The organism is Corallococcus terminator, from assembly GCF_049194865.1.
Taxonomy (GTDB): Bacteria; Myxococcota; Myxococcia; order Myxococcales; family Myxococcaceae; genus Myxococcus; species Myxococcus terminator_A.
In genome coordinates this window covers 232729-245295 of the sequence record NZ_JBLZWL010000002.1, presented here as the reverse complement: position 1 = coordinate 245295, position 12567 = coordinate 232729, and the positions used below count along the sequence as shown (strand labels likewise).

At 69.3% G+C, this 12567-nt stretch carries 12 protein-coding genes; 4 read left to right on the top strand and 8 right to left on the bottom strand.

Annotated features, from left to right (window positions below):
- Positions 1–124: 124 nt before the first annotated feature.
- Positions 125–1030: a LysR family transcriptional regulator gene (locus ACN469_RS03065; protein WP_498763973.1), complete on the top strand. Its 906-nt coding sequence runs from the start codon at positions 125–127 to the stop codon at positions 1028–1030.
- 13 nt (positions 1031–1043) lie between these two features.
- Here the strand turns inward: ACN469_RS03065 and rsmB are convergent, their stop codons facing one another.
- Genes rsmB through ACN469_RS03045 form a run of 4 tightly spaced genes read right to left on the bottom strand, consistent with a single transcriptional unit; the run spans position 1044 to position 4890 of the window.
- Positions 1044–2360: a 16S rRNA (cytosine(967)-C(5))-methyltransferase RsmB gene (rsmB, locus tag ACN469_RS03060; RefSeq protein WP_498763971.1), complete on the bottom strand. Its 1317-nt coding sequence runs from the start codon at positions 2358–2360 to the stop codon at positions 1044–1046.
- Positions 2357–3304, bottom strand: a complete 948-nt coding sequence (locus ACN469_RS03055; RefSeq protein WP_498763969.1) for a type II 3-dehydroquinate dehydratase — start codon at positions 3302–3304, stop codon at positions 2357–2359. Before ACN469_RS03055 ends, rsmB begins: the two co-directional genes overlap by 4 nt.
- Before the next feature lie 40 nt (positions 3305–3344).
- Entirely contained in the window at positions 3345–4280 is a 936-nt protein-coding gene (gene fmt / locus ACN469_RS03050) for a methionyl-tRNA formyltransferase (protein ID WP_498763967.1), read from the bottom strand.
- A 28-nt stretch (positions 4281–4308) separates the two neighbouring features.
- A complete protein-coding gene (locus ACN469_RS03045) occupies positions 4309–4890 on the bottom strand; it encodes a signal protein (RefSeq protein ID WP_498763965.1) in 582 nt (193 codons plus the stop codon).
- Between the two features lie 106 nt (positions 4891–4996).
- On the opposite strand from ACN469_RS03045, the gene ACN469_RS03040 reads away from it, so the two are divergent.
- Entirely contained in the window at positions 4997–6592 is a 1596-nt protein-coding gene (locus ACN469_RS03040) for a HEAT repeat domain-containing protein (protein WP_498763963.1), read from the top strand.
- A gap of 230 nt (positions 6593–6822) precedes the next feature.
- On the opposite strand, the gene ACN469_RS03035 is transcribed toward ACN469_RS03040, so the two are convergent.
- Together ACN469_RS03035 and ACN469_RS03030 are read right to left on the bottom strand one after the other, a co-directional pair.
- Positions 6823–8946: an FUSC family protein gene (locus ACN469_RS03035; RefSeq protein WP_498763961.1), complete on the bottom strand. Its 2124-nt coding sequence runs from the start codon at positions 8944–8946 to the stop codon at positions 6823–6825.
- 22 nt (positions 8947–8968) lie between these two features.
- Positions 8969–9673, bottom strand: a complete 705-nt coding sequence (locus tag ACN469_RS03030; protein WP_498763959.1) for a dienelactone hydrolase family protein — start codon at positions 9671–9673, stop codon at positions 8969–8971.
- Positions 9674–9983: 310 nt separating this feature from the next.
- On the opposite strand from ACN469_RS03030, the gene ACN469_RS03025 reads away from it, so the two are divergent.
- Positions 9984–10187, top strand: a complete 204-nt coding sequence (locus ACN469_RS03025; protein WP_498763958.1) for a hypothetical protein — start codon at positions 9984–9986, stop codon at positions 10185–10187.
- A 60-nt stretch (positions 10188–10247) separates the two neighbouring features.
- On the opposite strand, the gene ACN469_RS03020 is transcribed toward ACN469_RS03025, so the two are convergent.
- A complete protein-coding gene (locus ACN469_RS03020) occupies positions 10248–10664 on the bottom strand; it encodes a DUF4267 domain-containing protein (protein ID WP_498763956.1) in 417 nt (138 codons plus the stop codon).
- A 147-nt stretch (positions 10665–10811) separates the two neighbouring features.
- On the opposite strand from ACN469_RS03020, the gene ACN469_RS03015 reads away from it, so the two are divergent.
- Positions 10812–11747: an AraC family transcriptional regulator gene (locus ACN469_RS03015; RefSeq protein WP_498763954.1), complete on the top strand. Its 936-nt coding sequence runs from the start codon at positions 10812–10814 to the stop codon at positions 11745–11747.
- A gap of 6 nt (positions 11748–11753) precedes the next feature.
- Here the strand turns inward: ACN469_RS03015 and ACN469_RS03010 are convergent, their stop codons facing one another.
- On the bottom strand, positions 11754–12329 hold the full coding sequence (locus tag ACN469_RS03010; protein ID WP_498763952.1) for an imm11 family protein: 576 nt from the start codon (positions 12327–12329) through the stop codon (positions 11754–11756).
- Positions 12330–12567 lie beyond the last annotated feature (238 nt).

Below are 12567 nucleotides of genomic sequence, written 5' to 3'. Positions count from 1 at the left end.
GGGCTCCTCCCGCTCCCTGCGCCCGACCGCTGGCCAACCCTTGGGGTTAGCGCATTTGGCGGCGTGACGTAGGCAGGCTAATTAATAGTGGCCTGGCCATTAGGTTTGGGAGTAGGAGCGGCGCATGCAGCTCGAGTCCCTGAAAATGTTCTGTGACGTGGTGGAGACCGGCTCCTTTTCGCGAGCGGCCCAGCTCAACCACGTGACGCAGTCGGCGGTCAGCCAGCAGATTCGCGCGTTGGAGAACCGCTACGAGCAGAAGCTCCTGTCGCGCAGCGCCCGGCAGGTGACGCCGACGCCCGCGGGCGAGCGGTTGTTCCGCGGGTGCAAGGAGATCCTCGCGCGCTTCGCGGAGGTGGAGCAGGAGATTCGCGAGCAGGCCACGGAGGTGGCGGGCACCAGCACCGTGTCCACCATCTACTCGGTGGGTCTGCACGAGCTGAACGCGGTGCAGAAGCAGCTGCTCAAGGCGCACCCCAAGGTGAACATGCGCCTGAACTACCGGCGCAATGACCAGGTCTACGACGACGTGATTCTGGGCGCGGCGGAGATTGGCATCGTCGCCTACCCGCAGCCGCGCGCGGGCGTGGACATCCTCCCGTTCCGCGACGACAAGCTCGCCATCGTCTGCGCGCCCAACCACCCCTTCGCCTCCAAGCAGAAGGTGAGCCTCACCGCGCTGTCCGGCGTGCCCTTCATCGCGTTCGACCGCGAGGCGCCCACGCGCAAGGCGTTGGACCGGCTCTTCCGCGAGAAGAACATCGACATCAACCCGGTGATGGAGATGGACAACGTGGAGACCATCAAGCGGGCGGTGGAGATGGGCCTGGGCGTCGCCATCCTCCCTGTGTCCACGGCGCAGAGCGAGGTGAAGGCCGGCTCGCTGGTGGCCAAGCCCTTCGCCGAAGGGCCCGTGTCGCGCCCCATCGGCCTGCTCATCCGCAAGGGCAAGTACCTGGACCGCGCCTCGGCGGCGGTGTTGGAGGCGTTCAAGGCCGCCGCCAACATGCCTGTCGCCGAGGACACGTAGTCGTCAGGCGTCGCTAGTACATCTTCCGGAGGCGCGCGGCGAAGAACCCGTCGAAGCCCTCCGGACCTGGCAGGGTCCTCAAGTACGCCTGGGTGAGCGGCAGCTTGAGGCCCGGCAGCACGGGCGGCTCGGCCGTCCACTCCGGGTGGCTGCGCAGGAACATCTCCACCTGGTCCTGCCCCTCCTGCGGCTCCAGTGTGCACACCGCGTAGACGAGCAGTCCGCCCGCGGGCACCGCCTCCTGGCAGTTCTCCAGGATGCGCCGCTGGAGCGTGGCCAGCCGGGAGACGTCCTCCTCCTTGCGGCGGTAGCGCAGCTCCGGATGTCTGCGCAGCGTGCCCAGCCCCGAGCACGGCGCGTCCACCAGCATCGCGTGGAACTCGCCCCACGCTTCAGGGAAGGGCTCGGTGGCGTCGTGCGCGTAGGCCTTCAGCCGCGACGTCAGGCCCAGGCGCTTCACCTCCGACTCAATCTTGCGCAGCTTGTGGGCGTGCAGGTCCACGGCGACGACGTCGTGCGACTGCGCCTGGTGACAGGACTTGCCGCCGGGCGCCGCGCACACGTCGAGCACGCGCGCGTTGTCGGGGATGGCGCCGTACACGCCGACAAGCTGGGCGGCCTCGTCCTGCACCTGCCACAGCCCCTCCGAGTAGCCGTACACGTCCTCGATGCGGCCCACCGGCGGCAGGATGATGCCCACGGGCGAAATCGTCGCGGCCTTCGCTTCCACGCCCACTTCCTGCAACTGCGTGAGCAGCGCGTCGCGCGTCACCTTGGACGTGTTGGCGCGAATGGCCACGGGCGGGGACTGGTTGTCCGCCACCAGCATGGCCTCGGCGCGCTCGCGGCCGAACTGGCGCAGCCAGCGCTCCACCAGCCACTGGGGATGACTCTCGCGCACCGACAGGTGGTGAGCGATGTCCGTGGGCGAGGGCAGCGGCGGCGCGGGCAGCTCCGCGAGCTTGCGGAGGATGGCGTTGGTGAAGCCGGCGGCGCGGGCGAGCCCCACTTCCTTCAGGGCCTGCACCGTCTCCGCCACGGCGGCGCGCGCGGGCACGCGGGTGTGGAATATCTGGTACGCGCCGATGCGCAGGGCCGCCAGCACGCGGTCCTCCATGGCCTCCAGCTTGCGGTCGGCGAAGCGGGTGATGGCGTAGTCCAGCGCGAGCTGCCGGCGCGTGGTGCCGTAGGCCAATTCCGTGGCGAGCCCCGCGTCACGCGGGTCCCTGGGAGGTGACTCCGACAACATCGTGTCGAGCACCACGTTGAGATAGGCGTCCGTTGCTCGGACGCGCGCCAACACGAGGATGGCGAGTGCGCGGGGATTCATCCTTCGTCGAGCCGAGTCATCAGGTCCACGAGCTGCTCATCCGAGAGCTTCGTCGCGGGGAGGTGGGACAGCGTGAGGCGCTGGAGACTGTCCTCCAGCAAATCCCCCGAATCATTCTCGACGGGCGAGCCGCCTTGGAGGGCCTCGTATCGCGAGCGCGCCCAGGTGGACAGCTCGGAAGCAGTAAGCTTTCCGGCGAGCCGGTCCGAAATCTTCTGGCGCACCAGCATCCGCGTGAGCAGGTCCGTCGTCGACGCCACCGACTTCGCCCCGCGTCCCAGCGTCTTGCCGGACGTGGGTGACTCCGAGTCCTCGGACTTCGCGGCGGACGGCTTGCGCCCAATCGACTTGCCGGAAGAAGCGGCGCCCTTCCCCGACGGAAGCGCCAGCGGCTTCGCGGGGACCCGCACGAGCGCGCCCCCCGTCTCGGTGGCGCCCTTGCGTCCTATCGACTTCCCCGAGGAGGACTTCGTCGCCGGACTGTCGCTCTCCTGCTTGCGGCCCAGCGACTTCTTCGGCTCCGGCTTGCCGGGCGTGAAGACGCCGCTGGCGAAGGTGTTCAGCGCTTCCAGGTAGGGCTCGAAGCCGCCGCTGGCTCCGTGCACCTGGAGGACACACGCCTCGCCGACGACGGACTCGCGGGCCGGGGGACGCAGCAGCACCTCGATGGCTGGCAGGGCCACCGCCTCCAGCGCCTCCTTGAGGGCGTACGAGCCGAAGAGGCCCGCGGGATTGATGAGGACCCCCTCCACCGCCTCGCGCTCGGCGGCGAGCGTGTCCAGCAGCACGCCCTCGTGGTTGGACTGGACGATTTTCAGCGTCAGTCCCAGCTCCTTGGCCCGCGCGCGCAGCGCCACGTCCAGGTCCGACAACCCACGCGTGCCATCGCGCACACCCAGCAGGTTCAGGTTCGGCCCATGCAACACCAGCAGTCTCATGCCCATCCGCCTGTACTCGAAAAAGTGAGTCCCGTCCCCGCCATCCCTACGTGCCGAACGGCTGGCTGCCCACGGCCAGCTTGTGGCCCATGAGGAACTCCGCCGCCTTCATCACCCGCTTGCCCTCCGGCTGGATGTCCAGCAGCACGAGCGAGCCCTCGCCGCACGCCACCTCCAGCCCCTCCGGCCCCGCCGCCAGCACCGTGCCCGGAGCGCCCTGGCCTTCCGCCACGCGCACGCGGTGCACCTTCACCAGCTTGCCCGCCAGCGTGGTGAACGCCCCGGGCCACGGCGTGAAGGCGCGCAGCCGCCGCTCCAGCGCCACGGCGGGACGGTTGAAGTCCAGCTTCCCCTCGTCCTTCTCGATGATGGGCGCCAGCACCATGCCCTCCGAGGGCTGGGGCACGGGCTTCAGCTCGCCGCTCAGGTACGCCGGCAGCGACTCGCGCAGCAGCTCCCCACCCAGCGCCGCGAGCTTCGGGTACATGGTCGCGCTCGTGTCCTCCGGGCCAATGGGCAGCCGCTTCATCGCGAGCATGGGGCCGGTGTCCAGGCCCTCGTCCATCACCATCAGGGTGACGCCCGTCTCGGTGTCGCCGTAGGCAATCGACCATTGAATCGGCGCGGCGCCCCGGAAGCGCGGCAGGAGCGAGCCGTGCACGTTGACGCAGCCCTTCTTGGGCAAATCGAGGAGGTCCTTCGGGAGGATGCGGCCGTAGGCCGTCACCACGCACACGTCGGGCTCGAAGCGGCGCAGCTCCTCGGCGAACGGGGGGGTGCGCAGCTTGACGGGCTGGAACACGGGCACGCCTCGCGCCAGCGCCAGCTCCTTCACGGGCGGCGCGGTCAGCGTGTTGCCCCGGCCCTTGGGCTTGTCCGGCTGGGTGACGACGGCCACGACTTCGCCCAAATCGAAGCAGGCTTCGAGCGAGGACACGGCGAAGTCGGGCGTGCCCATGAAGATGATGCGGGGTCTGCTCATGGTGTTGCGGTTCTCCTGCGGCGACGCTTCAAGCCACGGACTTGAAGGTGCCCCCGGTGGGATTGTCCACTGCTTGACGTTTGCGCGTGTGCAGCTGGTTCAGCGTCTCCAGCGCCTCGCGGGCCTCGGGGGTGGTGGCCACGGGCTTGAGCGCGGCCAGCGCCACCTCCAGGGCGTATGCCTCGTCGGCCTCGCGCTGGCGGATGCGGTCCACCGCCTCGCTGAACCGGTCGAAGAAGCGCTTGAGCTCATCCTTCTTCCGCAGCGGGCGCAGCCGGGGATAGCGCCCGGCGGCCAGCGCCGCGACATAGAGACTCATGACATGCACGGGGCCGGCGACGCGGTGGGTGAACAGCAGGCCGAACAGGCCCAGCAGCACGCCCATCCCCACGGAGCCCAACGCGGTGAGCCATAGGAGCGACTCCCCGCCGTCCACGCCCGCGCTCACGGAGGAGACGTGGAGTCGGTAGGCCAGCACGCCGAACACCCCCATGCTGCCCGCGCCCATGCCGGCCAGTAGAAGGATGTACTTGAGCTGGAACTCCCGGTCGAGCAGGTACGTCCGGCGGGTGTAGCCCGGGCGCGACGCATTGTGAGTGTCGTCGGACATGTCGTTGACCAGCGTACCCCAGGTCACGCGGGTGATTTGCTTCCTTCGTGACAGGAGGTCTACGACGAAGGACAGGACAACCCCGCAGACATGTCCAGGAGCCTGCATGAGCCGCCCCATCGCAGCGTGGTGTGTTGCCGCAGCAATCCTCTGTCTCACAGGGTGCAAGTCGGACCCCAACACGCCCGAGTACTGGCAGGGGACGCTGCAGCAGACGCGGCGCGCGGAGGACCGGGTCCGGCTCATCGAGGCGATGCGCACGAAGACGAAGGTGAGCGAGGCCTTCCTGCCCATGCTGCACGAGTCGCTCTCGCAGGAGCGCAAGCCGGAGGTGAAGGCGGCGCTGGCCCGGGCGATTGGTGACGTGCACCACGCCTCGTCGGTGGAGGCGCTGTCCGCGGCCATCGACCCGGCGGCGGGAGACATGTCCGCGCAGCTGGCCAACAAGGCGATGGTGACGGCGCTGGGCGCGATTGGCGACGTCCGCGCGGTCCCCGCGCTGGTGCCGCTGCTGCGCGCGAAGGACACGTATGCGCGCATCGAAGCCATCCAGGTGCTGGGAGCGATGAAGGCGAAGGAGGCGGTGGAGCCGCTCATCGCGCTGGCCACGGACGAGGGCGTGGAGCCCTTCCTCAACAAGAAGGCCATCGAGGCGCTGGGCCACATCGGTGACGGCCGCGCGGCGCCCGCGCTCATCCGGATGCTGACGAAGGAGCGCAAGGGCAAGTCCTTCTACGTGGAGAGCAGCTTCGCGCTGTACCAGTTGGGCCAGCCCGCGGCGGATGCGCTGCTGCCGGCGCTGGAGGGGCGGGACTCGGAGCTGCTCGCGTGGGCGAAGACGAACGGCGTCAACCCGGCCAGCTATCCGATGAAGGCGGCGACGGTGCTGGGTGACTTGCGCGAGAAGCGCGCGGTGGAGCCGCTGCTCAAGCTGCTGACGTTCTCGCACTCGGACGTGCAGATTCAGTCGCTGGTGCGGATGCAGGCGGCGGACGCGCTGGGGCGACTGCGGGCGCCGGAGGCGGTGAAGCCGCTGACCACGCTGGTGCTGGAGACGGACCCGACGGTGCGTGACGCGTACGTGCGCGCGCTGGTGCGCCTGGGTGGACGCGACGCGCTGCCCGCGCTGGAGAAGGCGGCGGGCACGGGGGACTGGTACTCGCGCGAAATCGCGGTGAAGGGCCTGGCCATGCTGGGGGATGCGCGCGAGCAGCCGCTGCTCCAGAAGATTGCCGCGGCCGAGCCGGCGCGCACGGCGGCGGACTGCAAGGCGACGGGCGAGGAAGGCTGCGACGACGCGGCGGCGCTGGGCAAGAAGCGCGCGGACACGGTGACGGGACACGCGGCGCTGCTGGAGGCGGGCCAGGCGTGCTCGGGCGACGCGGGCTGCTGGGTGAAGCGCATGGACAAGGCGAGCAAGCCGATGCTGGAGCGGGCGGCGCTGGAAGTGGGCCGCACGGGCACGGGTGAGCATGTGCCGGCGCTCGCCGCGAAGCTGGGAGAGCGCGACACGGAGGTGCGGCTGGCCTTCATCCTCGCGACGGGGTGGCTGCTGGACGGCTCGCAGGACGCGGCGAAGAAGGTCCGTGACACGGCGCTGCCCACGCTGCGCAAGCAACTCCAGGACGAGCAGGGCGTCACCCAGCTCGCCAGCGTCAACGAGGACCTCCGCCGGCTGCTGATGCGCATCGAGCGCACCTGAGCCGCGAGCAGAGCAGCCCTTCGCGTGCCGGCCCTGGCGAAGCGATTCGTCAGGGGCTGGCACGCCTGAGCCGTGCGAGCAGGGACTCACCTGGCTCGCCAGCGGCACCGACTCCCTTCATGCGCATGAGCAGGGAGGTCCGTCGCTCGCGGCCTCGGCGAAGCCACTCATCAAGGGTCGGCGCGCATCGAGCGCACCTGAGCAGCACACTTCGCACCGATGGCGCCGAGTCACGGAGACAACTGAGGCGCCGCGCGCACCGTGGCGTGATGGAGCACAATGAGCTGGCGCACCAGCCGGTCCAGCTGGGTGCGCGACAACACATCCGTGTCCCCCTGAAGTGTCGTCACCGTCTTGGGTAGCGGGGATGGCTCGCGGCGGTGCTCCACCGCGAGCGCCAGGTCCTCCAGCACGTTCCCCGCGAAGCTCGCGACAGGGGCCAAATCCTGTCGGCCATGCCACTGGCGGCTCGCGGCCAGCGCTGTCACGGCGGCGCCAAAGCGGCGCGCATACGTGAGCAGCGCCATCGCCGGTTCGAGCTGCCGCGATGCCCCCCGGTATTCGGTGAGCAGTCGCTGGAACGACGCCTCGGCGGACAGCAACTGCAAGCCCAGCTTGCGCCGAGCCTCGCGCACCTCCGGCTCCGCATCCGAGCTCGCCGAGGCCACGCTCAGCAGGTACTCCCGGTCGGCGCGCAGCGCATTGGCCACCTCCTCCGGAAAGCGCACGTGCTCGGGACTGGGCCACAGCAGCCGCGCCCCCACGAGCGCGATGGCACCGCCAATCATCGTATTGGCGATGCGCACCCCCGCCAGCTCCCAGTCACCTGTTTGAATCTCGGCCAGCAGGACCAGCGCGGGCGCGAGCAGCACCTGGAAGAACGAGAGGCTCAGCGGCTTCACGGCGATGGCCACCGCGAAGAACAGCATGATGGCCACCAGCAACACGGCCGGGTCCCGGACCAGCGCCACGAGCCCCGCCGCCAGCGCGCTCCCCAGCAGTGTCCCACCGGCGCGCTGCAACCCGCGCTGGAACGTCATCCCCGAGTAGGGCTGGAGCACGACGATGACGGTGATGATGACCCAATAGCCATGATCCAACCCCAGTCCCCGGACGAGCGCGGTGGCAATCGCGGCGGTGACGCCCAGTCGCATCGCATGGCGGAAGATGACGGAGTCGAGGCCCAGGTTGTCGCGCAGCGGCTCCAGCAACGGACGGCTCCGCTGCGAGTCGGGATGTGGCCCCATGGGCAGGTCCGACTCGACGGGGCGACCGTCCTCCAGATGGTTGGCCACTTCCAGCAGGGCCTCGGTGTACTCGCGCAACCGGACCAGCAAGGCCTCCGCATGCGAGTACGCCGCGCGAGCAGAGTCAGGAAGACCGCCCTCGGTCACCTGCGCCGCCAGGGCGCGTCGCACACGCTCGGCATTCCAGGTCGAGGGCTCCGGCGCCTCCTTGTCCTGCTCCAGGGCGCGCGCGATGTGCCGCAAGTCCCGGGCGTGCTCCGAAAGAGCGCGCTGCACCTCCGAGCGCAGGGAGTGGTAGCGCGCCTCGCGAGGTGACCACTCCAGCGTCTCCGGCAGCGCCACCAGCAGCGCGAGCACCGCGTCCACGCCCTCCAGCAGCACCAGCAAGTGCTCACCCCGGTCGCTCTCTCCAGCACGCCCGCGACGCGTGGACGCCAGCACACCGCGAGCCTCCTCCAGCGACTGGCGGACGCGCGACTCCCAGTCGACGACCTCCACCAGGTTGGTCGGCGCGGTGGGGCCTTCGAGTGGCCACTTCCCCACCTCCTCCGCGCGGTCCGCCAGCTCGCGATAACAGCGGGCGATGGCGAAGCGCGCCGGGCGATAGGGCCGCAGCGGCCACAACACCAGCGCCAGCATCATCGCCCACAGGCCGCCCAGGATGAACAACCCGGAGCGGGACAGCGCGGCCGTGAAGTCGTGCGCGGGCAGCGCCAGCGACACCACCGTGTAGTTGGCGAGCACCACGCCCATCAACCCCGGCGTGTCACCATACGAGCGCGCGAAACCACAGGCCGTCACCCAGAGGAACGTGAGCAGCACGGCGGCCCATGACGGCGGGTGCAGCGCGGAGACGAGCCCCATCACCGCGCCCAGCAACGTCATGGCGCCCATGGTGAGCGCCCTGTCTCGATAGGGCCCGCCCCGGTCCACGAGCGTGACGAAGAGGGCCGCCAGGCCCACCCACGTGGCGGCGGGCAGGTGCTGCGTCGCGGCGACCACCATGGGCACGCCGACCGCGAGCGCGGCGCGCAGCCCCGCTCCAAACGCGGGGCGCGCGGGCTCCAGTCGGATGAACGACTCGACGTGACGCCGGAGCGGGTTCATGGAGCGATGGACGTCCCCGTCGTCACACGGCGCCGTCCTGCTCGCCCGTCCACTCCAGGACTCCGGGGCCCGCGACGGCACGGAAGCAGTCGGAGAACCACGCCGTGGACAGGCGCCACGCGGCGGCGAGCGGCCCTGGTTCAGGAAAGCCTCGCGAGGCACCGTCGAGGAGCTGAAGTCCCTTGCGCGTCTCGGCGGGAAGTCTGTCGAACACGCTCCGGACCAGCGCCACCCGGTCCGCGTCATCACCCGCGCCGATGAGCAACGTGGGCACCCGCACGTCGGCGAGGAGCGCTCCTGCCTTGTCGGGTCGGCCTCCCAGCGTCACCACGGCCTGCACGCCACCGGGCTGGTGCGCGGCGGCCACGAGCACGGCGGCCGACCCCAGTCCCGTGCCGAGGTAGCCCACGGGGAGCAACGAGAGGTTCTCGTCGCGCTGGAGCCAGTCGCGAGCCACCTCCAGCCGATGGGCGATGAGTTCCACATGAGAGCCCTCGCGCACCGTCCAGTCCTCGGCCATCTCCTCGTCGGCGGTGCGTAAGTCCAGCCACAGCGTGGCCAGCCCGGCCGCATGCAGGACGCCGTGGAGTCCGCCTGACTCGGCGCGCGGCACCTCCTCGTCTCCCGCGAGGAGCACGAGCCCGGCTGCTCGCTCGGGAACGACGAGCCGGCCCGAGAGCAGGCGTCCGCCCACGCCCACCTCCACATCACGCTGATGAACGCGCATCGACCCGCCTCCCACGGACATGGCAGGCCACCGCCAGGGCCCAGGTCCGCCGGGTAAAGCTGGGACCCGTCCGCGCTTCTGGCAGCACCCTCACCGTCGGATTCAGGGCAGGCCAGCGAACAGGCGCTCGGAGTGTCCCAGGCAACGGCAAGGTGAACGGCCGTTCCCGACGTCTCGCGACAACCATTCCCGAACGCCGGGGATGACATCAAAAGACAAACATCCCGGCACGCCCGCACATGGCTGGAAATGAGCACAGGGCCGAGCCGGTAGCCCTCCTGCGCGGAACAGTCCGCGCATGGGAGGCAACATGCGTCGAATCATGATGAGCACTGCACTGATGGTGGGACTGGGTGGAGGCTTCACCGTGGGAGCCAGCCCGTTGTCGACGGAGTCCGCGGGTCCGACCCTGCCGGGCATCTGCAGCAGGAGCTTGTGCCAGCACCAATGCAGCCTGTCGGGGGCCACCGGTACCTGCTTCAACGGGATGTGCATCTGCACCATCGACTTCTAGCCCACTGCCAGGCACGGAGTCCGAAGCCAGGGCGTCGTCACCACGCAGCTGGATTCTGATTCACGAGGTGACCTTCTGGGGGCGCAGCAGCGCGGCGGCCAGCAAGGCGCCGTAGGCCGCCGCGCTTCCATGGACCGCGAGCGCGAAGGCGAGCGAGGCGCCGCCATGCAATACGGTCAGCGCGTCCACGGTGGGCATCACCATGCAGGCGAAGACGAAGACACCCGCGGCCTGTCGCTGTCGGATGGCCACCAGGGCGAACATCGCCAGTGCCAGGCCGAAGTCCCTGCCCGCCTTGACGTACAGCCAGGGGATGACCTCGCTCCCGGAGTCGGGCAGACCAAAGCCCCTGGCCGCGCTTATCGGGTCCAGCGCGGCCCGGAGGCTGAGGAACAGCATGAAGGCGCCCAGCAGCAAGGTGAACAAGGCCGTCGGGGAGGTGAGCTTCCAGGGCAACTGCGTTGGGTTCGGGTTCATGAGGCCTCCAGCTGAAGCGCGGGTGTCGTTCATGTCTGGGAATGTGACGTGCTGGCCTCTGAGACGCCATTCGCGGATGGCTCAACCTTTTGTCTGAAACGCTCAGGGCGCGAGCGCTGGGGACAGCCCGCTGCTAGCGTCGAGGGCATGGACCTCTCGCATGCTTCCGACCTGCTGGGGCAGATCCTCGAGCGAACCCGTCTGCGAGGGCAGCTCTACTGCCGCACCGTGGCGCGGGCTCCCTGGGGACTGCGCTTTGCTCCCACGGCCACGGCGACCGTGCACATGGTCATCGCGGGTTCCTGTCACCTCACGCAGGGCCGGGACGCCGTCGCGCTGGGACCTGGAGATGTCGTGCTGCTGCCGCGCGGCGACGGGCATGCCATGGCGGACTCACCCCGCACCCCCAAGGTGAAGGTGGAGGAGTGGCTGGCGACACGGGGTGAAGGGGCTTCCTCGTATGTGCTGGGAGGGTCCGGAGTGGAGTCGCGGGTGCTCTGCGGCTTCTTCGCGTTCGACGAGCCGGGGGCGCATCCCGTGTTGCGGCTGCTTCCCGAGCGGGTCCACCTGCGCGGTGCTTCCGAGGACGCGCGCGCCCTGTTGCCCACGGTGTCGCTGCTCGAACGGGAGTACGAGCGGGGAGAGAGGGGCGCCTCGGTCATCATCTCCCGGTTGCTCGACATCCTCCTGGTGCAGGTGCTTCGTGCCTGGGCGGACGCGCAGCCGCCGGGCGGCGCGGGCTGGTTGGGGGCGCTCGGTGACCGGACGCTCGCCAGCGCCCTGGGCTGGATGCACGCGGAGCCGGGGCGAAGTTGGACCGTGGGCGAGTTGGCGCGGCGCTCGGGGACCTCCAGGGCGACCCTCGCGCGGCGCTTCGCGAGCGAGGTGGGCGTGGCGCCTCATGAGTACCTCACGCGGCTTCGGATGCAGGAGGCCGCGCACGCGCTGCGTGAGGGACAGGACGGGCTCGCGGCCATCGCGGGCCGCGTGGGTTACGAGTCCGAGTTCGCCTTCAATCGGGCTTTTCGGCGGGAGATGGGAGTGCCTCCAGGCGAGTACCGGCGCAAGGCTCGTGAGGGCTGACGGGGTTCAGACTTCCTCGAACTCCGCTCCGGAGACCTTCGCGCGCTCGAGGGCAGCCTTGATGTCCTCCGAGACGATGAGAACTCCGGACCATCCCCAGGTGCGGAACACCTTGGCGTCACCCACCTTCGAGCGGTCAATCCGCAGTCCATAGACGCTTCGGTATTGGCCGAGCTTCTCCGCCCGCTCATCCTCGGGCTTCCAATACAGCACCTCTTCCGAGGCCTCGTCGTCGATGCACCGGACAAGCCGTGTCGCCACGAGAATCAGGTACTCATCCGGGCAACCTTTGACATCCACGGGTATCAGTTGCACGTCATCGGGGGCCAACTCCGCGAAGAGGGTGGCCACCCTGACGTGGACAACGGGAGTCATGCCAGCGCCCGCCGTGCTGTAGTCCAACCACCTTCCAGGCTCGTCGATGGGGATCGCCAAGCGGCCAGAGACCTGCACGGGTCGTCCCGACGTAAATTCCCTGAAGTCCTCCGGCTCGCGGCCTTGTTCGTCCAGCGGCTCGTCCAGGGACCATTTCCCGCTCTGCATTGCTGGCTTGAGCCTGAAGTATCGAGATGGCTTCTGCATGGTTGAGTTCTCAATGGCATCACATGCCCTGAGTCACAAGCCTGTGGAGTATCGTCCCCGGGGTCTGTGAGAGTCCCCCGCTTCCGTGGGCTTTCCCGCACTTCGTGTAGCTCCCTTCTGGGGAGTAGACAGACGCGGCAAGCTACCAGCGGGGCGAATACATCCTGGGCATGGAAACGCTGTACCCACTTCCTAGGTGTCGGTGGACCGGGTGGCCCATGGTAGCGCGGCGGGAGTC